The 23,684-nt window shown below is 41.6% G+C and carries 23 protein-coding genes, 1 tRNA gene and 1 pseudogene; 18 read left to right on the top strand and 7 right to left on the bottom strand.

The annotated features are described in order from the left end of the window. Positions 1 to 72: 72 nt before the first annotated feature. Together HXN26_RS03560 and HXN26_RS03565 are read right to left on the bottom strand one after the other, a co-directional pair. Positions 73 to 687 (bottom strand): glutathione peroxidase, encoded by a 615-nt coding sequence (locus tag HXN26_RS03560; RefSeq protein ID WP_025000509.1) that lies wholly within the window; start codon positions 685 to 687, stop codon positions 73 to 75. A gap of 32 nt (positions 688 to 719) precedes the next feature. Then, a complete protein-coding gene (locus HXN26_RS03565; protein ID WP_273158761.1) occupies positions 720 to 1,412 on the bottom strand; it encodes an SIR2 family NAD-dependent protein deacylase in 693 nt (230 codons plus the stop codon). 119 nt (positions 1,413 to 1,531) lie between these two features. Here HXN26_RS03565 and HXN26_RS03570 point away from each other — a divergent pair, with 119 nt between their 5' ends. From HXN26_RS03570 to HXN26_RS03585, 4 genes are all read left to right on the top strand, one after another. Next, a complete protein-coding gene (locus HXN26_RS03570) occupies positions 1,532 to 2,137 on the top strand; it encodes an FKBP-type peptidyl-prolyl cis-trans isomerase (RefSeq protein WP_025000507.1) in 606 nt (201 codons plus the stop codon). Positions 2,138 to 2,182: 45 nt separating this feature from the next. After that, positions 2,183 to 3,076 carry an FKBP-type peptidyl-prolyl cis-trans isomerase gene (locus HXN26_RS03575; RefSeq protein ID WP_273158764.1) on the top strand — a complete coding sequence of 298 codons (894 nt, stop codon included), beginning with the start codon at positions 2,183 to 2,185 and terminating at the stop codon, positions 3,074 to 3,076. A 147-nt stretch (positions 3,077 to 3,223) separates the two neighbouring features. Beyond that, a complete protein-coding gene (locus HXN26_RS03580) occupies positions 3,224 to 4,174 on the top strand; it encodes a BamJ family beta-barrel-assembly machinery protein (RefSeq protein ID WP_273158766.1) in 951 nt (316 codons plus the stop codon). Positions 4,175 to 4,322: 148 nt separating this feature from the next. Continuing rightward, positions 4,323 to 4,781 carry an Lrp/AsnC family transcriptional regulator gene (locus tag HXN26_RS03585; RefSeq protein ID WP_025000504.1) on the top strand — a complete coding sequence of 153 codons (459 nt, stop codon included), beginning with the start codon at positions 4,323 to 4,325 and terminating at the stop codon, positions 4,779 to 4,781. A gap of 75 nt (positions 4,782 to 4,856) precedes the next feature. Here HXN26_RS03585 and HXN26_RS03590 read toward each other — a convergent pair whose 3' ends face one another. Beyond that, positions 4,857 to 5,033 carry a hypothetical protein gene (locus tag HXN26_RS03590; protein ID WP_159102262.1) on the bottom strand — a complete coding sequence of 59 codons (177 nt, stop codon included), beginning with the start codon at positions 5,031 to 5,033 and terminating at the stop codon, positions 4,857 to 4,859. A 22-nt stretch (positions 5,034 to 5,055) separates the two neighbouring features. On the opposite strand from HXN26_RS03590, the gene HXN26_RS03595 reads away from it, so the two are divergent. The 3 genes from HXN26_RS03595 to HXN26_RS03605 are packed head-to-tail and all read left to right on the top strand — an operon-like array spanning position 5,056 to position 9,051. After that, entirely contained in the window at positions 5,056 to 6,924 is a 1,869-nt protein-coding gene (locus HXN26_RS03595; protein WP_273158769.1) for a membrane dipeptidase, read from the top strand. An 11-nt stretch (positions 6,925 to 6,935) separates the two neighbouring features. Continuing rightward, positions 6,936 to 7,958 carry a M28 family peptidase gene (locus HXN26_RS03600; RefSeq protein WP_025000502.1) on the top strand — a complete coding sequence of 341 codons (1,023 nt, stop codon included), beginning with the start codon at positions 6,936 to 6,938 and terminating at the stop codon, positions 7,956 to 7,958. 46 nt (positions 7,959 to 8,004) lie between these two features. Further along, positions 8,005 to 9,051: a C1 family peptidase gene (locus HXN26_RS03605; RefSeq protein WP_273158770.1), complete on the top strand. Its 1,047-nt coding sequence runs from the start codon at positions 8,005 to 8,007 to the stop codon at positions 9,049 to 9,051. A 4-nt stretch (positions 9,052 to 9,055) separates the two neighbouring features. On the opposite strand, the gene HXN26_RS03610 is transcribed toward HXN26_RS03605, so the two are convergent. Further along, positions 9,056 to 9,760, bottom strand: a complete 705-nt coding sequence (locus tag HXN26_RS03610) for a LytR/AlgR family response regulator transcription factor (protein ID WP_025000500.1) — start codon at positions 9,758 to 9,760, stop codon at positions 9,056 to 9,058. 9 nt (positions 9,761 to 9,769) lie between these two features. After that, entirely contained in the window at positions 9,770 to 10,825 is a 1,056-nt protein-coding gene (locus tag HXN26_RS03615) for a sensor histidine kinase (protein ID WP_273158772.1), read from the bottom strand. An 864-nt stretch (positions 10,826 to 11,689) separates the two neighbouring features. On the opposite strand from HXN26_RS03615, the gene pyrE reads away from it, so the two are divergent. Further along, positions 11,690 to 12,322 carry an orotate phosphoribosyltransferase gene (gene pyrE / locus HXN26_RS03620; protein ID WP_273158773.1) on the top strand — a complete coding sequence of 211 codons (633 nt, stop codon included), beginning with the start codon at positions 11,690 to 11,692 and terminating at the stop codon, positions 12,320 to 12,322. A 2-nt stretch (positions 12,323 to 12,324) separates the two neighbouring features. Then, on the top strand, positions 12,325 to 12,738 hold the full coding sequence (locus HXN26_RS03625) for a thioredoxin domain-containing protein (RefSeq protein ID WP_025000497.1): 414 nt from the start codon (positions 12,325 to 12,327) through the stop codon (positions 12,736 to 12,738). A 145-nt stretch (positions 12,739 to 12,883) separates the two neighbouring features. On the opposite strand, the gene HXN26_RS03630 is transcribed toward HXN26_RS03625, so the two are convergent. Further along, the gene (locus tag HXN26_RS03630; protein ID WP_273158775.1) at positions 12,884 to 13,519 is read right to left on the bottom strand and encodes a DUF4294 domain-containing protein; all 636 of its coding nucleotides are present in this window, start codon (positions 13,517 to 13,519) and stop codon (positions 12,884 to 12,886) included. A gap of 133 nt (positions 13,520 to 13,652) precedes the next feature. Here HXN26_RS03630 and HXN26_RS03635 point away from each other — a divergent pair, with 133 nt between their 5' ends. From HXN26_RS03635 to HXN26_RS03660, 6 genes are all read left to right on the top strand, one after another. Beyond that, positions 13,653 to 14,243, top strand: a complete 591-nt coding sequence (locus tag HXN26_RS03635; RefSeq protein ID WP_025000495.1) for a hypothetical protein — start codon at positions 13,653 to 13,655, stop codon at positions 14,241 to 14,243. A gap of 105 nt (positions 14,244 to 14,348) precedes the next feature. Further along, positions 14,349 to 14,434, top strand: a tRNA-Leu gene (locus tag HXN26_RS03640). A 106-nt stretch (positions 14,435 to 14,540) separates the two neighbouring features. Beyond that, positions 14,541 to 15,533, top strand: a complete 993-nt coding sequence (locus HXN26_RS03645) for a TlpA disulfide reductase family protein (RefSeq protein ID WP_273158778.1) — start codon at positions 14,541 to 14,543, stop codon at positions 15,531 to 15,533. 3 nt (positions 15,534 to 15,536) lie between these two features. After that, the gene (locus tag HXN26_RS03650; RefSeq protein ID WP_025000493.1) at positions 15,537 to 17,078 is read left to right on the top strand and encodes a YifB family Mg chelatase-like AAA ATPase; all 1,542 of its coding nucleotides are present in this window, start codon (positions 15,537 to 15,539) and stop codon (positions 17,076 to 17,078) included. Between the two features lie 68 nt (positions 17,079 to 17,146). Continuing rightward, entirely contained in the window at positions 17,147 to 17,965 is an 819-nt protein-coding gene (locus HXN26_RS03655) for a pyridoxamine kinase (protein ID WP_273158781.1), read from the top strand. 46 nt (positions 17,966 to 18,011) lie between these two features. Beyond that, positions 18,012 to 19,673, top strand: a complete 1,662-nt coding sequence (locus HXN26_RS03660) for a putative transporter (protein WP_025000491.1) — start codon at positions 18,012 to 18,014, stop codon at positions 19,671 to 19,673. A gap of 24 nt (positions 19,674 to 19,697) precedes the next feature. On the opposite strand, the pseudogene HXN26_RS03665 reads toward HXN26_RS03660, so the two are convergent. Beyond that, positions 19,698 to 21,403, bottom strand: a pseudogene (locus HXN26_RS03665) (RluA family pseudouridine synthase). A 324-nt stretch (positions 21,404 to 21,727) separates the two neighbouring features. On the opposite strand from HXN26_RS03665, the gene HXN26_RS03670 reads away from it, so the two are divergent. From HXN26_RS03670 to HXN26_RS03680, 3 genes are all read left to right on the top strand, one after another. Continuing rightward, positions 21,728 to 22,216: a glutathione peroxidase gene (locus tag HXN26_RS03670; protein WP_273158783.1), complete on the top strand. Its 489-nt coding sequence runs from the start codon at positions 21,728 to 21,730 to the stop codon at positions 22,214 to 22,216. 6 nt (positions 22,217 to 22,222) lie between these two features. Further along, a complete protein-coding gene (locus HXN26_RS03675; RefSeq protein ID WP_273158786.1) occupies positions 22,223 to 22,666 on the top strand; it encodes a MarR family winged helix-turn-helix transcriptional regulator in 444 nt (147 codons plus the stop codon). Positions 22,667 to 23,278: 612 nt separating this feature from the next. Next, entirely contained in the window at positions 23,279 to 23,656 is a 378-nt protein-coding gene (locus HXN26_RS03680) for a hypothetical protein (protein WP_273158788.1), read from the top strand. Positions 23,657 to 23,684: the final 28 nt, after the last annotated feature.

Here is a 23,684-nt window from a genome sequence, read left to right on the forward strand (position 1 = left end):
GTAGTAAATAAAAGCGTTCCGTGAGCTTTCAGCCTACCAAATGTCCATTACGCCACTTTTTCCGTATTTTCTTTATTTCAATTTCAGCACGGCACGAATACCAGCCTCAACATCTTTCATGTCAGCAGTAGGCTCAAAACGATCTACAACATGGCCTTCGCGGTCGATTAAGAACTTCGTAAAGTTCCATTTAATGCTTGGATCTTTCGCATAATTAGGGTCTTGCTTGCTGAACTTTTCGTCCAAATACTTTCCAATCTGACTATTCGTATCGAATCCTTTAAAGCCTTGTTGCGCCTTTAAATAGCTGTAAAGAGGCTGTTCGTTCTTGCCATTTACCTCTATTTTATCGAACTGAGGGAAAGTAACGCCGTAGTTTCCCGTGCAAAAAGCCTTAATCTCGCTGAGAGAACCAGGCGCTTGGCCACCGAATTGGTTGCATGGAAAGTCAAGAACAACGAGTCCTTGCGCCTTATAAGTATCGTAAAGTTTCTGCAAAGCCTCGTATTGAGGAGTGAAACCGCACTGTGTTGCCGTATTAACAATAAGCAATACCTTGCCTTTATAGTCTTTTAGCTTCACCATACGCTCGTTAGCAGCCTTCACTTTAAAGTTATAAATGTTCTTCTGCGCCATAGTTGGAACAGCTAAAAGCACACAGATAAGTGCTAATATCAATTTTTTCATCATCTGTTATTTAATTTATTATAGGGTTATATTTAAATTCTTTCAATGAGTTCACGCATTCCTTCGCTTGCTCCCTTGCGGATAATGGTAATGTTAGGATTATGTCCTGACTCCACATCGTTAGGGTCTATCAAGAAAATAGGTACTCCGGGACGCACATAATGCACCAATCCTGCAGCAGGATAGACGTTCAGCGAGGTACCAACAATCACAAAAATATCGGCTTCGGCAACTGCTTTCGCAGCTGGTTCTATCATTGGAACGCTCTCACCAAAGAACACTATGAACGGACGAAGCAGACTTCCGTCGGCTGCTTTCTCCCCTGGTAGCACGTCAGGAGCGTCTTCTGACAGCTCTTTTATATAGTTTGGGTTGTAAGCATCAGCACTTGAGCAAGCCTTTTTCAACTCTCCATGCAAGTGAATAACATTGGCTGAGCCTGCCATCTCATGCAAATCGTCTACATTTTGCGTAATGACGGTTACGTCGTAGTTTTCCTCCAACGTCTTTACCAGCTTATGCCCATCATTGGGTTTCGCTGTAAAGAGCTTCTTCCGCAACTGATTGTAGAAGTTATTCACAAACTCTGGATTGTTCTCCCAAGCCTCGTGAGTGGCCACTTGCTCTACTGGATGATTCTCCCACAAGCCATCGCTGCCACGGAAAGTCTTAAAACCACTTTCCACCGACATACCAGCACCCGTTAGAAACACTATTCTTTTCATACCGTTATTTTACTTGTTGATTCTACAAATTTAGTAATTTTAATTAGATAAATGCTAAACTATATTCTAAAAATAGTATCTTTGCACATTATTTATATACAAACAAGAAAAGAAAATCAATGGACAAATTAAGCTACGCTTTGGGAATTGGCATCGGCACACAACTCAGTGGCATGGGTGCAAGCAACTTAAACATCGACGATTTCGCACAAGCGATTAAAGATGTAATAGCTGGCAACAAGTTACAAGTAAGCAATGAAGAAGCACAAACGCTTGTTAACAACTTCTTTGCCGAGCAACAAGCAAAGCAAGAGGCTACTGCTGCAGAAGCAGGCAAGGTGGTTAAGGCTGTAGGAGAGGACTTCTTAGCAGAGAATGCAAAGAAAGAAGGCGTCGTTGTATTACCTTCAGGACTTCAATATGAGGTTATTACAGAAGGAAACGGCAAGAAACCAGGCGCAACAAGCAAGGTAAAGTGTCACTATGAAGGCACTCTTGTAGACGGAACCAAGTTCGATAGCTCGTACGACCGCGGTGAACCTGCAACATTTGGGCTTAATCAAGTGATTGCTGGTTGGACAGAAGGCGTGCAACTCATGGGCGAAGGGGCGAAGTATCGCTTCTTTATACCTTACAATCTTGGCTATGGAGAACGTGGAGCAGGCGCATCTATTCCTCCATACGCAGCATTGATATTCGTAGTAGAACTAATTGAGGTTCTATAAAAAAGTACGTTAACAATAATAATACATAAAATAAAACATTAGAAAATGAAGAAACTTACAGTTGTAGCCGCATTGGCTATCGCCGCAGCATCGTTTACAGCATGCGGCAATCAGGCTCCAAAAGAAGAGATGAAATCTGACATTGACTCATTGAGCTACGCTTTTGGTGTCGATCAAGGTCAAGGTGTTAAGCAATACTTGCAGCAGATGAACATCGACACAGCCTACATTAACGAATTCATTAAAGGTTTGAACGATGGCGCAATGAATATGGACGATAAGAAGAAAGCAGCTTACAACGCTGGTATCGGTGTCGGTATGAACATGAGCATGGTTATTAAAAACCAAATCAATAAGAGCATCTTTGGTGAAGATTCTACTCAGTCTATCTCATTAGGCAACTTCCTCGCTGGCTTCGCAGCAAGCGCAAAGGGAGACAATAAGAATATGACCGTAGAAAAAGCACGCCAAATTGAACAAAGAGTACCACAGGCTCTTCAAGCTAAAGCTGCTGAAAAGAAGTACGGAAATGAAAAGAAAAAGAACGATGCCTACATGGCAAAGATAGCAAAGACTCCAGGTATGAAGGCTTTGAAAGAAGGTGTTTACTACAAAGAAATAAAGGCAGGAACAGGTGCAAAGCCTACTGCTTCTCAAATAGTAAAGATTAGCTACGTAGGTAAGACCATTGATGGAACAGAGTTCGACAAGAACGATAACATGACCATGCAAATTGGGCAAGCTGTTCCTGGCTTCAACGAAGCATTGTTGAATATGCCTGTTGGTTCAAAGTGGGAGGTTTATATTCCTTATGAAGCTGGTTATGGCGCACAACAACCAAGCCCTAACATCAAGCCTTTCTCTACTTTGATATTCACAATAGAGTTGTTATCTATCGAGAAAGCACCTGAAACAAATGCACCAAAAGCTGTGCAGTAATCTGCAATAGGCTTTTAAGCTATATATATATAATAAGGTGGGTTGGGATACGAGTTAGCCCAATCCACTTTTTCGTTATTACACCATTTTATGGAAAACAATAAGGGATTACAACTTGTAAGTATTCCTGTATAATCAAAAAGAACTATGAAGAGAATAGCATTTATGGCATTGCTCGTTGTGGCAAGTGCAAGTTTCAACACTGCAAATGCACAGAGCAAGAAAGAGAAAAAACAGAAAAAGCAAGAGCCAAAAGAAGCAATTGCAATCACAGCACCTGTCAGCAATGAGACCGCAATAATCAAAATAAAGTTCGATTCGTTAAGTTATGCAGCAGGTATAAGTATGACACGTGGACTGGAAGACTATCTTTCAAGTCAGTTAGGCGTATCAAAAGAAGATATGCCCGACTTTATGCGCGGACTGAAAGAGGGCATTTCAAAACGTAAGGACGCTTCTTTCTCTGCTTACACTGCAGGTTTGCAAATCGCAGCGCAAGTAGAAAGAGCGATGCTTCCCAATATAAAGAAGCAGTTTAAAGGTACATCTGCAGAGATTGACGATAGAGTTTTCTTCAAAGGTCTCGTTGATGCTATGGAAAAAGACACAACCTTCTTTAAACAAGAAGAAGCGCAAGAATACGTTTCTAAAAAGCAAAAAGCATTGGGAGACGAACGCAATGCTCAGGTAAAAGCTACAGGAGAGAAGTTCCTTGCTGCGAATAAGAAGAAGGCAGGAGTAGTTACTTTGCCAAGCGGATTGCAGTACAAGGTGCTCGTTAAGGGCAATGGACCGAAGCCAACAAAGGACGACCAGGTTGAAGTTGTATATGAAGGACGCACCATTGAAGGCAAAGTGTTCGACGCAACAGAACGCCACGGCAAGCCAAGCGATACTTTTGGAGTAAGCAATCTGATTAAAGGATGGACCGAAGCCCTCACGCTTATGCCAGTAGGATCTAAGTGGGAGATTTATATACCACAGGATTTGGCTTACGGTGCCCGCGGTGCTGGTGAAGATATTGCACCTTATTCAGCACTTATCTTTACCCTTGAGTTGAAAGATATAGTAAATACGCCAAAAGGTTCGAATAAGTAATCGTCTATATACTCACTTGACAAAATGTGCCCTCGGGCACATTTTTTTATGCTTTTTTATTGTTCAATCCATTTAAAATGCCTACTTTTGCTTTCAATTTGTAAACTAACAACCATGCCTAAGATAGGCAAGTAAACCTAAAACCTATATGGATAAGATTGATAAATTAGACAAAAAGATTCTTAGTATCTTGTCGTTAAATGCTCGTATCCCATTTAAAGACGTAGCAGCAGAGTGTGGAGTATCGCGCGCAGCCATTCATCAACGTGTGCAACACCTTATTGAGAACGGCGTAATTGTGGGCAGTGGGTTCCACGTAAACCCCAAAAGCCTCGGCTATACTACCTGTACTTATGTTGGATTGAACCTTGAACGCGGCTCGATGTATCGCAATGTTGTGGAACAAATCAACACCATTCCAGAAGTTATAGAGTGCCATTTCACCACAGGTTCATATACTATGCTCGTTAAACTCTTTGCAAAAGACAACGAACAACTGATGGATTTGCTCAACAACAAGATTCAAAGCATTCCTGGTGTAGTATCTACTGAAACGCTTATCTCGCTCGAACAGAGTATCAAGCGCGAAATTCCAATCACCGAATAACCATTCATAAAGCGAATAGCATAGTGCCTCAAGCATCAGAAAATAGGTATTAACAACATTAAAGAATAGCGGCATTTATTGATACTTCGCAGCAGCTTTTACAACAACTCCGTTACGATGATTGTCGTAACTAAGTTGCGACGTTTTCAGTAACTCCTTTGCGATGATAGCCGTAACCTCGTTGCGATTTTGGTAACTACTTAGAAAAAAGCCATCATCGAACCTACACCATTCTAAATTCGTTGAACTCACGTTATTATATATAAGTACGATTATGACACTAAATTATAATTTGGACGCCCATTTAGAAGAGCTTTACGGAAGCTATACAGAGGGAAGCCACAAGCCTATTATTGGTATTACCACCAATTTCTCAGGGCAAGACGTTACCATTCGTGAGGTTTTCCACAAACAGGTGATAGATGCTGGCGGCACACCGCTACTTATTCCACCCACCACAGATAAGCAAGTACTTACCAATATACTCGACCGCATTGACGGACTCCTACTTACTGGCGGTGCTGATGTGAACCCTTTGTGGGCTGGCGAAGAGCCAACGCTCAACGTAGGTAGCATTAACGATAAGCGAGACCTATCCGAACTGCTCACTACACGGTTGGCTTACAATCGCCAAATACCCATCTTTGCCGTGTGCAGAGGTATGCAGGTCTTAGCCATTGCCTTAGATGGAAAGGTGCAACAGCACATTTACGACCCTTATATCGTTGAGGAGACAGAGGAAAAGAAGCTCACACGTTTGAAAAGTGTTACTACCTTGCGCCCTGCAAAGCTTAAGCACGACCAGAGTGCAGCCTTCACTGAGCCTACACACAGCATTGCAATAGAGCCCAATTCCATACTTCATACCATTTACAAGCAAGACAAAATCTTTGTAAATTCATTCCATCACCAAGCCGTTTCAGTTACAGGCAAACGCTTTAAAGCAACAGCTTACGCTCCCGACGGCGTAATAGAGTGTATGGAAAGTGCTGAATTCAAACCTATCTTAGGTGTTCAGTGGCACCCTGAATGGTTGGAAGAAGAAGGTCAGAAGCTATTTAAATGGTTTGTTAACGAAGCTAACAACTTCCGTACAGCCAAGCATCTGCATACACGCATACTCACACTCGACACCCATTGCGACACTCCTATGTTCTTCCCACAAGGTGTAGACTTTGCCAAACGCGACCCGCGCATTCTCTACGACTTACATAAAATGACGGAAGGACACCAAGATGCCGTTACAATGGCAGCCTATTTACCTCAGCCACGCATAGGAGAGAAGTTCTCATCTAAGATAGATATCAAAGGATTAAAGCGATTTAACCCTGAACTCACCGACGTTTTAGACAACCTTACTCCCACTTCTTATGCCGATTTAATCTTCAACAAGATAGAGAAAATCGTAAAAGATAACAGCCGTTACCTTAGTATTGCACGCACACCGTCCGACCTTTACGAAGATAAACGCAAGGGACGCAAGAGCATTATGTTTGCAATTGAAAATGGTTTAGCCTTAGAAGGCGACCTTTCCAACGTGAAATACTTCGCACAACGTGGTGTTACGTACATCACACTGTGCCATAATGGCGACAATGACATCTGTGATTCAGCACGAGGGAGCAATCTTCACGGAGGTGTAAGCAAGTTTGGTATTGAAGTAATCAAGGAAATGAACCGCAACGGCATTATGGTAGACCTCAGCCACGGCAGCGAAAAGAGTTTCTACGACGCTCTTGAAATAAGCAGTCAGCCCATTGTTTGCAGTCATTCCAATAGCAAAGCCCTTTGCGATGTGCCTCGAAACCTTACCGACGACCAGCTGAAAGCATTAGCAAAGAAAGGCGGTGTGGCACACATAACGCTTTATCAAGGTTTCTTACGTAAAGGAGAAACAGCCTCAATTCTCGATGCTATCGCGCATTTAGAGCACGCTATTGATGTAATGGGCATTGACCACGTAGGTATCGGAACAGATTTCGACGGAGACGGAACAGTACGTGGAATGGCAGATGCAAGCGAAATGATAAACTTCACCCGCCATTTGCTTGCTCGCAAATATAGCGAACGTGACATAGAAAAGATATGGGGAGGCAACTGGTTGCGCGTAATGGCACAGGTACAGGCTGCCAAACAAAAATAAAAAGAACAACGATGAACGGAAAAATAAAGTTTTTATGTAATGGTATGGCAGTACTTTTCCTTACTGCCTTCGCCTTTGGTTGCAAAGGACAGTCGTCTAACAAGAGTACCGAACCCAGCGATACAGTGGCAACAGCAAAGCCCGTTGGTCCTAAATTCAACCCCGATTCGGCATTCGCCTATACTGCAGCGCAATGCGATTTCGGCCCTCGCACAATGAATTCATCGGCTCATGACAAGTGCGAACAATGGATTATCAAGAAGTTTAAGCAATACGGATGCGATGTTCAGACACAGAAAGCCGACTTAAAAGCCTTCGATGGTACAACATTAAAATCGACAAACATCATCGCTCGTACCAATCCTAATGCACAACGACGTATCTTGCTTTGTGCACATTGGGATAGTCGACCATGGGCAGACAACGATCCTGATTCAACAAACCATAAGAAACCCGTTATGGCAGCCAACGACGGAGCCTCTGGTGTTGGCGTTATGATAGAGTTAGCACGCCAGTTACAGGCAGACAGCACGCTGAATGTAGGTGTCGATTTTGTTTGTTTCGATGCTGAAGACTGGGGTGTTCCGCAGTGGGAAACCAACTATCAAGAGCAGTCGGGCGATAGTTGGGCTTTAGGTTCCAACTATTTTGCAAAGAACTTGCCCCTCGCCGTTCGTCCTGAATTTGGCATTCTGCTCGATATGGTAGGTGGCGAAGGCGCTCAATTCTATAAGGAAGGCGTTTCAATACAGTTTGCACCAGACGTTGTAAACCGTGTTTGGGAAGCAGCAAAGAGTGCTGGTTTTGAGGCGTACTTCCCCGCAGCGACAGGCGGAATGGTTACCGACGACCACTATCCACTCAACAAAATAGCAAGCATTCCTACGATAGATATCATTCCTTACTATCCTGATTGCGCTCAAAGTTCGTTCGGTCCGACATGGCATACCGTCAACGATACGATGGAACATATAGACCGCTCTACTTTACAGGCTGTTGGTCAGACTATCATTCAGGTACTTTACAGTATGTAAGATTGCCATTGCCACTGCATACGCTCTAATAAGTTGTAAGCTCAAAATGAAGAAATCAGTACTCACAATAGTTGCTTTAATCCTCCTTGTGGGGTGTTCAAAGCAACCTAAACAGCACCACCCAGTTGTCAATTTCACCGATGAAGTACGATTAAAGACTACTCCTGTGAAAGACCAAGGCTCCAGTTCGCTATGCTGGGTGTATGCTATGCTTGCCACAATAGAGACCGAACACCTTATGAAAGGCGACTCTGTAAACCTCAGTCCCGACTATGTGGCACGTATGTACCTTATGGAACAGGCTAAACAAAGCCTACTAATAAGGTCTGGAAGTAATGCTTCTGCCAACAGAAGTGCCACTATTACAACACGTGGTATGGCTTCTATGTTGATAGACCTTATACAAACGTATGGTTTATTCCCCTTTGACGCATACCATAAGCGCGAAAATGCCGACTACAAAGTGATTACACGCAAGCTCGAACGGGCAATTTTATCGCCCAAGACAAACACTTTAGCCGAGCAAGTGAACTATATCGATGCGCTATTGGACGACAAAATCGGTTTTATACCCAAGCAAGTATTTCTTTATCGCGCCACTTACACCCCGCAGCAGTTTGCTCGCAGCGTGTGTAAGAACAACGAATACTTAGGATTAACAAGCTTTACGCACCACCCTTTCGGCGAGTTCTTCCCATTAGAAGTGCCCGATAACTATTTCCACAATACATTCTTGAACGTTCCTATCGACACTTTGATGCACCGAATTGAACAATCTGTCCGCTCTGGACACCCTGTTTGCTGGGAGGGCGATACCTCTGAAGATGGCTTTTCGTTTGCTGAAGGTGTAGCAAAGTTGGACAACGACAACCAACAACCAACACAGGCAGACCGCCAAAGGGCCTTCGAAACCTACCGAACCACTGACGACCACTGTATGGAAATTGTGGGAATAGCCCACGATAAGGCTGGCAACAAATACTTCTGCTGCAAGAATAGTTGGGGTAAAAACAATCGTTTTGATGGCTTTATGTACCTAAGTTACAACTATGTGCGGCTGAAAACTATTGCCGCCTACGTTGTAAGAACCTAAGAAACTATCGCTTGCGCACTTCCAAATATTCTTTGAAGTGCGCAAGAAAGGCTCCGGTAACGTGTATAATCTCGTTGCCTATGTAAATACAATCGTTCCTATCCACCTTTCTTATTTTATCTAAAGCTACAATATACGAACGGTTTACTCGCATAAAATCGTTGTTAGGCAACAACTCTTCTGCCGTTTTCATTGTCATGTGTGTAACCAATCGTCGGTCGGAAAGGTGGAAAATAACGTAATCTTTCATTCCTTCCACATATATAACATCGCTCAACGACACTTGCTGTAGCTCTCCATCTACTTTCAGAAACACCGTTGTGTGCTGGTTGTTGAGTGGTTGCGACGCCATTTCAAACCATTTTTTAGCCTTTTCGGCAGCCGCAAGAAACTTGTTATAGCGTATCGGCTTCAGCAGAAAGTCGAGCGCATTCACTTCGTAACTATCGAAAGCATATTCCTTGAAGGCTGTGGTAAAGATGATTCGGGTATGCGATGGTACCATGTGCGAAAGCTCCATACCGTCCATATCGGGCATTTGTATATCGAGAAATAGCACGTCTGCACTATCGTTTACTATGGTTTGCAAAGCCGCAACCGAGTCGGTAAACGATGCTTTGAGTGTCAAAAAGGGTGTACGCTCTATGAAGTTCTCCAATAAGCGGATAGCCAGCGGTTCGTCATCGACGATGATACACGATAAATTCATAGGCAAATATTAACTCGTTACATTTATTTTTATACTCAACTTATAAACTCCCTGCTCCAGCGTTTGGTGCATTTCATAGCGTTTGGCATACATCAATTCCAAGCGTTTGCGCATATTTTCTGTTCCAATGCCGCTACCGCTACGACCGCAATTGCCTTTCGGATAGTTACTATTCTGGCACGAGAACAAGACAATCCCCTTGTCTTCAGTCAACGAAATATCTATAAACGATGGCTTTCCGTTACTTACGCCGTGCTTAAAAGCGTTCTCAATGGGCGACAAGAACAGCATAGGAGCAATGGTTAGTGCCGTGTTGGACGTATCAAAATGCGTCGTTATCTTCACATTTTTGTCGCAACGCAGTGCCATAAGAGAGATGTAGTTCTTCATAAAATCAATTTCTCCACTCAATGGAACCTCTTTTTGTTGCGTTTCGTAGAGTGCATAACGCAGCAAATCGGATAGTTCGCCAATGGAGTTTTGCGCCTCATCGGCATCAATCTGTGTTAAAGAAGAGATGTTATTTAGTGTGTTAAACAGGAAGTGCGGGTTCAGTTGATTCTTTAGCCAAGCCAATTCGGCTTCTGTATTGCGCTGTTTTTCTTCTAAAAGTTGTTTCTGAAGATTGTTCTGTCGTATGAAGTAGCGTACAGATATAGCGGCAATCGCCACGACATAGTTAAGAACCAGCCAGATGATAGCGAACTGATAGTGGTACAAATGTACCACCACACCATGGTCTGTATTGCTGCGTGGGAAGAACAAGTCGTAGTTCAGTAAAAATACCAAGGCAAATTCTACCAACCAAAACAACCATCGGTGCAGCTTACTTTTATCTTCGTAGAGATACGGAACAAGCACATAGAAGTTTGCCATAAAGACCACGAGGAGCAGAAAGAACATAACAGCGTTGGTGCGCACCGAAGCCGTTGCCACCCATGGGTCGCGTTCGGTGATATATACCACCACACACCACGTTGCAGTAAGCATTAAGTAAATGCCTATCTGTGCAAGAAATATAAGTATATTGCGCTTCTTTAACCACGCCTTCATTGTTTCCAACATTGCTTTTACTATTGTAAAGGTATTCCTATTTGCATACAAAGATAATTTTATTCCACCATACCTACAAATTATTTTCGACGAGTAATGCTCCTTGCTTCGACGAAAATACAAATAAATAGAGAATGTAAAAGTAAATATAAGTCTTTCTAACACGAAGTTTGAGTAACGATTTAGAGATGGTAGACCTATCCTTCTACAAACTGATTGTTTCGCGATACCATGTATAAAATAGCCTTTTAATGGTCTGAAATATAGCCATTGAGAAGCTTTTTATATGGGTGGAGAAAGACCATACCAATGTAAATATTTTTCAGCAACACCATTACCATATAACACCTTATGTATCAATATATTGCAATACCCATTGTTTTATATTGCAAAAGAGCCTGTTTTGCTGAGTAAAAGAGCCTATATTGCAGCGCAAAACAGGCACTTTTGCATTGCGAAACCGATATTATTGTTTTCAGTTGCTATTTTTTTTACAAAACAAGAGTATTTTCCTTGTAAAGTCTCCCTTATATCCTTTACGGATTAGAGGATTTATTGCAGGGGCAGAACAGACTCCGTTTCCAGTTTCTAAACATCTTTTTTATCGTATTATGAAGATGGTAATTCGTGGCTCTACAATGCACTAAACGGCCCAAAAATATAAAAAGCGTGAGGGTCTGATGTACATAATGCAATTTCAAACAATACGTTTTTTTACGTTGTAATTTAATTTATATTACACAAAACAGTTGCTTTCGATAACTTAAATAATTGATATTTTTGCCAAAGCATTAAAAAATACCTCTCTGTTCGCTTTGCGTATCATCGGTAATTCGTTATCTTTGCAACATAAATAGAAGCATACTATTGAAATATATGGAAGATTTAAGGAAAACATTTGCAGGCAAACTGCTCGGTATTAAAGCTATTAAGTTGCAACCCAACGACCCTTTTACATGGGCAAGCGGATGGAAATCGCCTTTCTACTGCGACAATCGTAAAACCTTGTCGTACCACGATGTGCGCTCATTCGTAAAGTTAGAACTTGTACACGCTATCTTAGCGCACTTCCCAGAGGCCACTGCTGTGGCTGGAGTAGCTACTGGCGCCATTGCACAAGGGGCATTAGTGGCTGAAGAACTGGCTATGCCGTATGCCTATGTGCGCCCAAAACCAAAGGACCACGGTATGAAAAACCAGATAGAAGGGCAACTACCAGAAGGCGCAAAGGTTGTTGTGGTAGAAGATTTAATATCTACTGGCGGCTCATCTCTTAAGGCTGTGGCTGCATTACGCGAGGCTGGCTTTGACGTAGTAGGCATGGTAGCTTCTTATACCTATGGTTTCCCTGTGGCAGAAGAGGCTTTTAACGAAGCAAACGTACAGTTGGTAACACTCACCGACTATCAAAGCGTAGTGGAAAAAGCTTTGGAAACAGGATATATTAATAAGGAAGACGTGCCAATGCTTGATGAATGGCGCAAGGATCCTGCTAATTGGAAGAAGTAATAATGAGTAAATTTGAAAGTAGCGTAAAGCAGATTGCTTATCCTCAACAAAGTGTTTACAACATGTTGAGCGACCTTACAAACATTGAACGCGTTAAGGATAAAGTGCCAGAAGATAAGTTGAAGGACTTAACTTTCGACAAAGACACTATCTCTATAAGCGTTGATCCAGTGGGACAGATATCTATGCGCATCATAGAACGCGACGAACCAAAGACCATTAAGTTTGCAAGCGAAAACTCACCGATGTCGTTTAACTTCTGGATTCAAATACTTCCAGTAGACGAAACATCTTCAAAGATGAAGCTAACCATTGATGCTGACATTCCTTTCTTTGCAAAAAGCATGGTTTCTGGACCTTTGCAAGAAGGCATAGAAAAGATTGCCAACGCCTTGGCAATGATTCCTTTCGAATAGAAAAAAAACGAAACTAAGATTGGAAGGGCGTGATTTTTCACGCACCTTTCACAAAGTTTCGCTTTCAAAATGACTATTATTTGCTTTTCAAGGTATTAGGAATATATAGGGTAATGCGGTGTTAGAGAAAGTCGGACCAATGTTATTACAATTGTCCAGCCTCTACTTGCAACACTATTCGCTCCACAAGACGGTCGGAACCTTGAGGGTCGTATCGCTTTTTAAGGCTAGCACCAAACACCCAAGCAAAGGCTTGATAGAAGCCAGCACGCACTGGACCGAGGAAAGCTTGTATAAGTTCGTAACCCGTAGAGTGGGTTTCGCGGTCGATAAGCTTAATAAGGAGTTTTCCTTGTGAATAACTTAGCTTCTTAATACGTGGGGTATACTCCTCTTTCAAGTCCTTTTCAACGGCTTTCATGTGCTCGTCACGTTCCCTTTTCGTAGGAATCGTCTGGAGATAAGCACCTGTTTCCAAGATAATTTGGTTGCATTCTTTCGCCAATGGCAACACCTTTTTAATATTATATACAAGGCGGTTGTATTCGTTACGCTGTTTATCGTTCTTGAATTCCATAGGCGGAAAGATGTAAATCTTGTTAGTTCGCACGTATTGTATGCTGTCTCCGCCTACCTTTGCCTTGCCAATATGCACCATTGGTACAAATGTGGGAGAGTTTAAATCTACCACACGGTCTTCAGGATTGATATGTTCTTGAGATGAAACGCCCATAGCGACTAACAAGAACCAAAGGAAAAGTATTATTCTATAGTGTATCATAACGACAGCAAAAGTAACAATAATTTCACAATCAAGTGCTTTTTTATATTATTTTATGGTTTTCTAAACTCAATAAATGCAACAATTTATCGTTAACATATAATAGGGTTAAATTGAAAAAATATAAATTGTCATGAAATTAAGAAGTTTTATAGGAAAAGGCATAATAGCACTTTCTGCGCTGAACGTAGCCACAGCTTGTAGCGACATGGTAGACTACGAGTTCAGCAATTACCACTGTAACCTTGCAATTGACAACAATGTGCATCTTGATGCAACGCTTGCCAGTTCGATGAACCATCTATCGCCAGGTGTATTTACAACAATAAAGCCTGACAATAAAGATGGAGTGTATTACTTTCACTTTCAAAACAATCAGGGTTTGGTGTCGGAAAAACGATTCAATGCCATTGATGAGCGTTTGCAAAGCCATCTGCGTATTGGTATGAACAAAGGTCTTATAGTGGGCTTTGGCAATCTGGACGCACCTGCAAGGTTCTATGCCTACGACTTGCAGTGCCCAAATTGCTTTGATATAAACTCTCTACCGTTCCGCTCTTTCGAGCTAACAATAAGCGGAACAGGTTTTGCTACTTGTAAAACATGCCAGAGAACATACAATCTTAACACTGGTGGAAACATTGTAAGTGGCGATAGAGGCAAAACATTAACACGCTATAGAGCAAATACAGCGGGACCAAATGGAATGCTGAGTGTACGTTAAGCATTGTATCAAGCATAAAATTAATAAAGATTAAAGGCTAAAATACAAAAAAACATCAATTATCTTGTGAAATCCGATATTTAGCATTATCTTTGCACTCGGTTTGCCGCAATGGTGGAATTGGTAGACACGAGGGACTTAAAATCCCTTGGCCAGTAATGGCTGTGCGGGTTCAAGTCCCGCTCGCGGCACTTTTTTAGATTGCGTATTCGTACGCATACAAATGAAAAGCATATAAGAGCGTTTGCTCTCAATAAGCTTTTTGCTTTTTATAAAACCTAATTAAACATCGTCCGTATGAAACGAATAGTTTATCTCTTCTTACTTTCTATACTATTAGTTTCATGTGGTGAGCGCAACGGATACTTTAAAATTGATGGTAGATTGCTGCATGTAAATCAAGGACAACTATTTGTTTATAGTCCTGAAGGAGTCATGAACGGACTTGATACCATTCAAATCAATGGCGGACGATTTACTTATGAAATACCATGTCAGTTCGATGGTACGCTTATTCTCGTATTCCCAAACTATTCTACCCATGTAATCTTTGCTGAACCAGGCGAAGCTGTGGAAATAAAAGCTGACGCTTCACACCTAAAAGAGATGGAAGTGAAGGGGACAGACAACAATGAACTGATGGGACAGTTCCGCAAACAAACGGCAATGGCGTCTCCACCAGAAGAAGTTAAGCTTGCAACTCAGTTTGTAAAGAACCACCCTGACTCTCCTGTAAGCATATACATAACAGAGCGTTACCTTGTTTCGAATAAAAGAGCGAACCTAAAGGAAACAACTGAACTCGTAAAACTGATGGAGAAAGAACAACCAGAAAATGGCGCTTTGGCACGTTTAAAACAGTATTTACAGGGTTTACAAAATGGAAATGTAGGGCAACCATTGCCTAAATTCACAGCAAAAGACCTGAATGGCAATATCATTAACAGCGCTAAACTAAAGGGTAAAAATACCATTATTTGCTCATGGGCATCTTGGAACGATGACAGTAGAGACATTCTTATGACGCTTAATAGTATAGCACAAAAGGATTCAACTACGATAATCGGTATTTGTCTCGACCCATCACCCAATGAAGCAAGAAGATATATCAAGGAAAACAATATAACATTTCCCAACATCTGCGATGGAGAGATGCTGGAAAGCAAACTTATAAAGACTCTTGGGCTAACATTAATCCCTGACAACATCATTGCAAACAAGGGCAAAATAACTGAACGAAGGGTAAGTGCTAACATGCTCAGAGGACGAATGATAAAGTTAGAAATCTAATTCATGCTTGTAAAAACTTATTGTGCTGCTGTAAACGGAATGGAGGTTACCACAGTTACAGTGGAAGTTAGCATTACAAGGGGAGTGATGTTTCATCTCACTGGATTGGCTGATGTGGCTGTAAAAGAAAGCCACGACCGCATTGCCGCAGCACTATTGAATAATGGATATCAGTTTCCTGTCGCGGATATCACAGCCAATCTTGCTCCCGCAGACTTACGTAAAGAGGGTTCAAGTTTTGACTTACCACTTGCAATTGCTATCCTTGGTGCAACCGAAAAAATAGCTTCCGACCATCTTGGTAAGTATATGCTGGTAGGAGAACTAAGCCTTGATGGTACATTGCAACCTATTAAAGGAGCATTGCCAATAGCAATTAAAGCAAGAGCAGAGAAGTTCAAAGGACTTATCGTACCAAAAGCAAACGAACATGAAGCCGCCGTTGTAGATACACTTGAGGTGTACGGAATGAATAATATAGGCGAAGTTATAAGTTTCCTTAACGACGCTTATACGCAGGCACCATGCAAAGTAGACACACGAAAAGAGTTTTATGAAAATCAATATATTAGCGATTTAGACTTCGCAGAGGTTCGAGGACAGGAGAATGTAAAGCGAGCTTTGGAGGTCGCAGCGGCTGGTTCGCACAACGTTATTATGATAGGACCACCCGGAAGTGGCAAAAGTATGATGGCAAAGCGACTTCCTTCCATACTTCCACCATTGGCATTAACCGAGAGTTTAGAGACTACGCAGATACATTCTATTGCTGGAAAGCTAAAGAAAAATACAGGACTCATCACTCAACGTCCGTTCCGAAGCCCGCACCACACCATCTCTGAAATTGCTTTAGTGGGCGGAGGAACCAACCCTATGCCTGGTGAAATAACCTTAGCCCATAATGGAGTCTTATTCTGCGACGAACTTCCAGAGTTCAGCAAGCATACCCTTGAAGTCTTACGCCAACCTTTAGAGGACCGTGCAATTACTATTTCGCGCGCCAAATATACTGTTACTTATCCTTGTAGTTTCATGTTTGTAGCCAGCATGAACCCTTGTCCTTGTGGCTATTATGGAGATATTACACATCATTGTGTTTGTTCTCCAGGACAGATACAACGCTATCTTTCTAAGATTTCAGGACCTTTACTCGATCGTATTGATATTCAATGCGAGATTTCTCCACTCCCTTTCAAAGATCTTTCCAAAGCTGAGCAAGGCGAATCAAGTGCTAATATTCGCGAACGAGTATTGAAAGCGCGCAGTATTCAGACCGAAAGATTTAAGAATTACCCCAATATTCATTGTAATGCACAGATGTCTGAACGCATGATTCACGAATTTGCAGAACCTGATGAACAATCGCTTGAAATACTTCGTAAGGCCATGGAAAGTCTGAAATTATCGGCTCGTGCTTATAATCGTATTCTGAAAGTAGCACGAACCATTGCTGATCTCGAAGCATCACCGAAGGTTCAAGTCCATCATATTGCCGAAGCCATTGGTTACAGAAGCCTCGACAGGGGTGATTGGGGCGAAAGATAATACTGTTTTTATTTTGCTATGTTTTTAGTTTGCAGTACCTTTGCAACCTGATATAATATAGAATTAGAATGCGTAAGAAACAAATTCTTCTCATTAACGATATTGCTGGATATGGTAAGGTAGCCACAGCAGCAATGCTACCAATCTTGTCTTATCTTGGTCATCCAGTGTATAATTTGCCAACAGCATTGGTTTCTAATACATTGGACTACGGCAAATTTCGCATCCTTGAAACCACTGATTACATTAAAGAGGTATTTCCTATTTGGAAAGAATTAGGCTTCCAATACGATTCTATCGCCACTGGCTTCATTGCATCAGAGCGCCAAGCCAAGCTTATATCAGCTTATTGTCGTGAGCAGGCTGCCACTGGTACAATGATATTTGTAGACCCTATCATGGGCGATGAAGGTAAATTATATAATGGTGTTACGCCAGCAACCATCAATTCGATGCGCGAAATGATTAGCGTTGCCGACCTTTGCTTCCCCAATCATACCGAAGCGTGCTATCTTACCGATTCTGAATACAACGCTAAAGACGTAACGAAAGAAGAAGGTTTCGAGCTTATTAAGAAGTTAAGACAGATAGGAACGAAGTCAGTACTTATTACTTCGATACATATCGACGGCCAACCCTCTGTGATAGGATACAACCATCGCAACGACAAATACTTTAGTTTGCCTTACAATGAAATCCCTGTGCATTTTCCTGGTACTGGAGATATCTTCTCAGCCATCCTCATTGGTCACCTGCTTGACGAAGAACCACTCATAGATAGTACCCAAAAAGCCATAGACGGAGTTTACAAACTCATTGAACTCAATAAGGAAAACGAGGATAAAAATAGAGGAATACCTCTCGAACAGTATTTGGATATACTATAAGTAACATCACATTTAACTGCTAAGAATGGCTTAAAAAGATAGTAAGATGGATTGGATAAACGGACTTTTCAATATTCACTCAGCACTTCAAGGCGTTATTATCGTTTCGCTTGTATGCGCTATTGGACTTGGTTTAGGTAAGATTAAGTTCGGTGGAGTTTCTTTAGGCGTTGCCTTTGTGTTCTTTGTTGGCATCGCTGTAGGAAACTTTGGTTTCAACATAGACACACAAATGCTTAACTATTGCGAGACTTTTGGTCTTGTATTGTTTGTTTACACGTTAGGATTACACGTTGGTCCTAACTTTTTTAGTTCCCTTCTTCACGAAGGAAAAGCCTTAAATATGTGGTCGTTAGCTGTCATTTTACTTGGAACCGTTATGGCTATTGGACTCACATATACCCTCAACATTCCTATGAGCGACATGGTTGGTATTCTCAGTGGAGCCACAACCAACACGCCAGCCCTCGGTGCAGCACAACAGGCTTTAGAGCATATTGGTGTAAGCGGTGGCCGTGCTGCCCTTGCAACAGCCGTTACATACCCACTCGGTGTTGTTGGTGTTATCTTTGCAATGATAATATTACGCAAGTTCTTTGTAAAGCCTCAAGACTTAGAAATAAAAGGCAGCGATGAGGAAAACCATACTTATGTAGGACAATATGTTGTTGTAAATCCTGCCGTTATTGGCAAAACCATTGCAGAAGTATCGCAAGGTTCTCATACCAAATTTATTATTTCGCGCATCTGGCGTGACGAAAAAGTAATACTTCCGCAGGGAACAACCCAACTGGAAAACCACGATAACCTTCTCGTTATAGCCAATAAGGACGACGTTGCCAGCATGGAAATACTCTTTGGACAGACTGTTCGTCGCGATTGGAATAAGGAACAGATAGATTGGAACAATATTGATTCGAACATAGAAAGCCGCATTATCGTACTCACAAAGCATGAACTGAACGGCAAACGACTTGGGCAGTTACAGTTGCGTGATATATATGGTGTAAACGTCAGCCGTGTATTACGTGGTGACATTAAGCTACTTGCTACCCAAGACTTGCGTTTACGCTACGGCGACCACCTTACAGTTGTCGGCACTCCCCATGCTGTTGATAATGCGGAACATTTTCTTGGCAATTCCATAAGAACTCTGAACGAACCTAATCTTGGCAATATCTTCCTCGGAATGATACTTGGTCTTGCCCTCGGAACCATTCCTTTTACGTTGCCTGGCATGGATTCTCCAATCCGTTTAGGTATTGCTGGCGGTCCAATTATTATGGGAATCTTGGTCGGAACATTTGCTCCGCGCCTGCACATGATTTCTTATACCACTCGAAGCGCATCGCTTATGCTGCGCAAATTAGGTCTTTCGCTATATTTGGCATGTATCGGTTTAGATGCAGGTAAAGACTTCTTAGACACCGTTATCCGTCCCGAAGGTTTAATGTGGGTGGGATTAGGCTTCCTGCTTACGGTACTTCCTATCATTATTATTGCCCTTATTGCCTTACGAACGAAGAAATACGACTTTGGTACAATCTGTGGAATCCTCTGCGGTGCAATGGCAAATCCGATGGCGTTGGTTTATGCTAACGACACCACCAAGGGCGAAACATCTAACATTAGTTATGCTACGGTTTATCCGTTGGGAATGTTTATCCGAGTGATCATTGCCCAAGTGCTGGTAATGTTCTTTGTTTAGCAAGACTTAAAAAGCAATATTAGCTTATATTTTCTTCTCGAAACGAATGCGTTTTCCCGTCGTTGGGTGCGTAAATTCAAGATATTCAGCGTGCAGATAGAGTCTATCTGCACGTTTTCCGTATAGAGTGTCACCAAGAATAGGACACGACAACCCTTCAGAATGTGCACAATGCACCCGCAACTGGTGCGTGCGTCCAGTAATAGGACATAACTCTACCTTTACCGCCTCGTTGTAACGACTATCTTGTAAAGGTGTTTTCCCTACTATTTTATAATGTGTTATAGCAGTCTTTCCTTTGTTTTTGTCTACTATTTGGCGCGGTCGATCGACCGCATCGGCACACAATGGCAACGAAATAGTGCCTTCACTGGGCAACCCTACCCTATTTAATAAAGTGGCGTCCAACAAGGCTATATAGCGTTTTCTCACCATTTTTGCTTTAAATTGTGCCTGCAAATGCTTATGCACTTCCTTATTTCGTGCCACAACAAGCAATCCGCTGGTTGCCATATCAAGGCGATGCACAATGATAGGGGTAGTCTCCTCGTAACCCCAACGCTGGCGTAGAATAGCCTCAACCGACTGCTGTTTGCTACGTCCAGGCACTGTAAGCATACCGCTTGGCTTGACTATGACAGCCAAATCGCGGTCTTCGTAAACGATGTCAATACTTTGTTTGGCTTCCACTTCCAACGCATTGGCAGCTACATTCATACCTTTCAGCATCCAAGTTAGCAAGGGTTTGCACTTTCCATTGCATGCAGGATAGAACTGTCCGTGCTGTCTTATCTCGGTTTTAGGGGGCTCTCCCCACCAAAACATCGCCATTTCTACTGGTCGCATGCCGTGTGTAAAAGCATATTGAAGTAATTTTGGTTCGCAACATTCGCCTGTTCCAGATGGTGGAAACAGCGTTATCTGCTCTCCCACAGTGGCAAAATGCATAGCAAACACAGACTGTGGACGATTCAAAATATAGTAATTGCGAAAGATAGAAAGTAAATCGCTGCGCTCACCCTGAGCATTCAAGAAAGTAAATTGCGAGAAAAGCCAACGCTGCAGATGGTCCGACTTAAGCTTACGGTCATTCTTTAACCCTGCTATCCTACTGCTATACGCTTCCACTCTTCGGCTTCTGCCTCTTGTAACAGCGCTGCATAACGCTTCTTTATGCGGTGCAATTCTGCCTTCATATACTGACTTTCGCGTATCATCTCCCTTTGTTCGTCTTCCGAAACAATAGCTTTTTCCTTCCTCCGCTCGTCGCGTAAACGTTTCGCAATAGCAATTTTTTGTTGTGCTTCTGCAACAACCTGCTGTGCTTCTACCTTGAGATCAGCATATTTTTTTATTGCTTTTTCGTAATCGTCCGACTGCTTTAAAACTTCAATTTCGTGGTTTAAAGCAGTTATTTCGGCTTCGTGTATTTTGAAATACCCATTAGGTTGTAAGTAATCGAACACAAGTGGAACAAAGCTATCGTCACTAATACCTTCTAACTGACCTGAGTAGGCTTGCAGATAGCCTAACTTTCCCCCGTATTCTACTATCAGCACACCAAACATTTTGCCTTCTTTCAACTCTGGAAGCGACTGTTGCAACAACGTAACAGCAAGGCGCGCAAGCGGAGAGGGCTCATAATAGAAAGGATTGGGAAAGACTTTCGCCTTGCCCATCGCTTCCTTTTCATTGCCAGTTGGCAACCTATGAAAACACTTATCCTCCATTTTTACTTCTTCTATCCTACCAAAGAATAGCATTGCAAATATACTGCTTTTCAATGGCAATACGCTTACTACACTTCAAATAAATACTATTTAGCCTGCAATTTGAAAAGTTTTGTTAAGAAAAACACCCTTTCTTACATATACACCAAACTAAAGTTAAAAAACGGAAGAATTAATATTTATATCTTGCGCGATATATTTTAAGTTCTTATCTTTGCACTCATAAAACAGAAGATAATAGTTGAGGCGTATTAAAAACACGCGATATAAAATTCAAAGGATAGCGATTTATAAAATCAGGAAACAAATAATCAAGGTAGAACAATGGACAAAAAGACAATTTACGACTTTATAGTCAAGGACAAAAAAGGCAACGATGTAAGCCTTTCAACATACAAAGGTAAGGTAATATTGGTTGTTAACACTGCCAGCAAATGTGGTTTTACTCCACAGTTCGAGGGATTAGAGAAGCTATGGAAGGACTTTGGAGACAAAGGTTTACAGGTAATTGGCTTCCCATGTAACCAGTTTGCCAATCAAGAATTGGGCACTGACGACCAAATTCAAGAGTTTTGCTCGCTCAATTATGGCGTTACCTTCCCTATAATGAAGAAGATTAAGGTGAACGGAAGCGAGGCAGATCCATTGTATAAATGGCTGAAAAGCGAAAAAGGTGGTTTCCTTACAAGTGCCATTAAGTGGAATTTCACAAAGTTCTTAATCAACAAAGAAGGTGAGGTTGTGGGCAGATTCGGACCTACCACAAGCCCTGCGAGTATAGAAAAGTATATCGTAAAGGAACTAAATAGATAAGTAACAATGGCAAACGATGCACTTCTTTTAGACAATCAGTTCTGCTTTCGCTTCTATACAGTGTCTCGGCTAATCGTCAAACACTATCAGCCGTACCTCACAAAGTTAGGCATTACCTATCCGCAATACTTAGTTTTGCTGGTTCTTTGGGAACAAAACGATATGCCAGTAAACGACATTGCCAAGCGTTTATACTTAGAAACAAATACGGTAACACCTATTTTGCAGCGCATGGAGAAGCAAAAAATAATTGTCCGTAAGAAGGATAAGCAAGACCATCGTAAGGTTATTGTATCGCTCACAGCACATGGTGAGGAGTTAGAAAGGTTGGCAAAGGACATTCCATCGGCAATGGCCAACACTGTATCGGAAGATGTAAAACAACACTTCATCAACTGCAATGCCGAAGCAAAGAAGCTATTAGACAGGATGATAGCTGAGTTATTATAAAATAAAATAGGATTCACAACATTTAAAAAAATATTATTTTATGCCCACAGACTTTAGGTTTGTGGGCATTTTCTTTTAATCATCTGATGGTAAAACATACTATTCAAAATCTTGCAAAATTCATTTTCACTTCTTATTAGAAGCCTGACAAGTCTGCTATAAAAGTGTAAATATTTTTTCAAAGCACATAAACCACATAACTACCTTGCTACCAACGTGTTGCAATACCCATTGTTTTACACTGTAAAAGTGCCTGTTTTGAACGGCAAAAGCGCCTATATTGCAACGCAAAACAGGCTCTTTTGCAAAGTAAAACCATTTCTTTCGTTTTAGCTTACTACTTTCTTTACAAAATAAGTACTATTGTAAGGCTATTCCTTAAGCATTCTTTCATCTATTCATTGAGGTTTTTTCAATAATGTTATAGACTTACAAAAATATGCTGTTGCTTGCCTATCTGAAAGATATTCCTTACATTTGTAGCAAATAAACGACCATCATCAACAACGTAAAGAAGTTGAGAACCAATTGCAAACAGGTATTATCTATCTTGCAAAATATGGTGAAAATATGCTCGTTTGCCGAATATAATAGAGTATAAATACTCATTAAATGGTATCAAACAATGATATTTACTTCGGAGATGAATTGGGAACAAGTATCTTTCTCGATGCTTTAAAGAAGAAAGTGCGCATCGTTTTGTCTGACGATTTAGAGGCATTAGAGCAAGAACTCACCGAAGAATACAAAGAAAAGATAGTGCAATTTCTTGAAGATATCAGTATTTGGTACAACAAAACAATCGATGCTGTTAAGCAATATGCTGATAATAAATATAGCATTAAGGATATTACCGATTCCGATATAGAGTTAATGGCTATATTTATACTATTCGAACAAGACGAGCCTGCACTATTTGGATTAAGCTACAGAACTGAATTCGATGTGGAACACGGTTGCGGTATCAAACTGAAAGGCAACAACCAATAGTTTGAAATAGTCGAAATAGGTCGTGCAG

Source organism: Prevotella aurantiaca (genome assembly GCF_015262605.1).
GTDB lineage: Bacteria > Bacteroidota > Bacteroidia > Bacteroidales > Bacteroidaceae > Prevotella > Prevotella aurantiaca.

What these genes read in the sequence shown, in the direction of transcription:
- HXN26_RS03630 (WP_273158775.1), bottom strand. Translation starts at nt 13,519, where the DNA reads ATGATACACTATAGAATAATACTTTTCCTTTGGTTCTTGTTAGTCGCT.
- HXN26_RS03565 (WP_273158761.1), bottom strand. Translation starts at nt 1,412, where the DNA reads ATGAAAAGAATAGTGTTTCTAACGGGTGCTGGTATGTCGGTGGAAAGT.
- HXN26_RS03575 (WP_273158764.1), top strand. Translation starts at nt 2,183, where the DNA reads ATGAAGAAACTTACAGTTGTAGCCGCATTGGCTATCGCCGCAGCATCG.
- HXN26_RS03645 (WP_273158778.1), top strand. Translation starts at nt 14,541, where the DNA reads ATGAAACGAATAGTTTATCTCTTCTTACTTTCTATACTATTAGTTTCA.
- HXN26_RS03655 (WP_273158781.1), top strand. Translation starts at nt 17,147, where the DNA reads ATGCGTAAGAAACAAATTCTTCTCATTAACGATATTGCTGGATATGGT.
- HXN26_RS03600 (WP_025000502.1), top strand. Translation starts at nt 6,936, where the DNA reads ATGAACGGAAAAATAAAGTTTTTATGTAATGGTATGGCAGTACTTTTC.
- HXN26_RS03605 (WP_273158770.1), top strand. Translation starts at nt 8,005, where the DNA reads ATGAAGAAATCAGTACTCACAATAGTTGCTTTAATCCTCCTTGTGGGG.
- HXN26_RS03675 (WP_273158786.1), top strand. Translation starts at nt 22,223, where the DNA reads ATGGCAAACGATGCACTTCTTTTAGACAATCAGTTCTGCTTTCGCTTC.
- HXN26_RS03585 (WP_025000504.1), top strand. Translation starts at nt 4,323, where the DNA reads ATGGATAAGATTGATAAATTAGACAAAAAGATTCTTAGTATCTTGTCG.
- HXN26_RS03625 (WP_025000497.1), top strand. Translation starts at nt 12,325, where the DNA reads ATGAGTAAATTTGAAAGTAGCGTAAAGCAGATTGCTTATCCTCAACAA.
- HXN26_RS03670 (WP_273158783.1), top strand. Translation starts at nt 21,728, where the DNA reads ATGGACAAAAAGACAATTTACGACTTTATAGTCAAGGACAAAAAAGGC.
- HXN26_RS03650 (WP_025000493.1), top strand. Translation starts at nt 15,537, where the DNA reads ATGCTTGTAAAAACTTATTGTGCTGCTGTAAACGGAATGGAGGTTACC.
- HXN26_RS03660 (WP_025000491.1), top strand. Translation starts at nt 18,012, where the DNA reads ATGGATTGGATAAACGGACTTTTCAATATTCACTCAGCACTTCAAGGC.
- HXN26_RS03635 (WP_025000495.1), top strand. Translation starts at nt 13,653, where the DNA reads ATGAAATTAAGAAGTTTTATAGGAAAAGGCATAATAGCACTTTCTGCG.
- HXN26_RS03595 (WP_273158769.1), top strand. Translation starts at nt 5,056, where the DNA reads ATGACACTAAATTATAATTTGGACGCCCATTTAGAAGAGCTTTACGGA.
- HXN26_RS03610 (WP_025000500.1), bottom strand. Translation starts at nt 9,760, where the DNA reads ATGAATTTATCGTGTATCATCGTCGATGACGAACCGCTGGCTATCCGC.
- HXN26_RS03680 (WP_273158788.1), top strand. Translation starts at nt 23,279, where the DNA reads ATGGTATCAAACAATGATATTTACTTCGGAGATGAATTGGGAACAAGT.
- pyrE (WP_273158773.1), top strand. Translation starts at nt 11,690, where the DNA reads ATGGAAGATTTAAGGAAAACATTTGCAGGCAAACTGCTCGGTATTAAA.
- HXN26_RS03560 (WP_025000509.1), bottom strand. Translation starts at nt 687, where the DNA reads ATGAAAAAATTGATATTAGCACTTATCTGTGTGCTTTTAGCTGTTCCA.
- HXN26_RS03580 (WP_273158766.1), top strand. Translation starts at nt 3,224, where the DNA reads ATGAAGAGAATAGCATTTATGGCATTGCTCGTTGTGGCAAGTGCAAGT.
- HXN26_RS03615 (WP_273158772.1), bottom strand. Translation starts at nt 10,825, where the DNA reads ATGTTGGAAACAATGAAGGCGTGGTTAAAGAAGCGCAATATACTTATA.
- HXN26_RS03570 (WP_025000507.1), top strand. Translation starts at nt 1,532, where the DNA reads ATGGACAAATTAAGCTACGCTTTGGGAATTGGCATCGGCACACAACTC.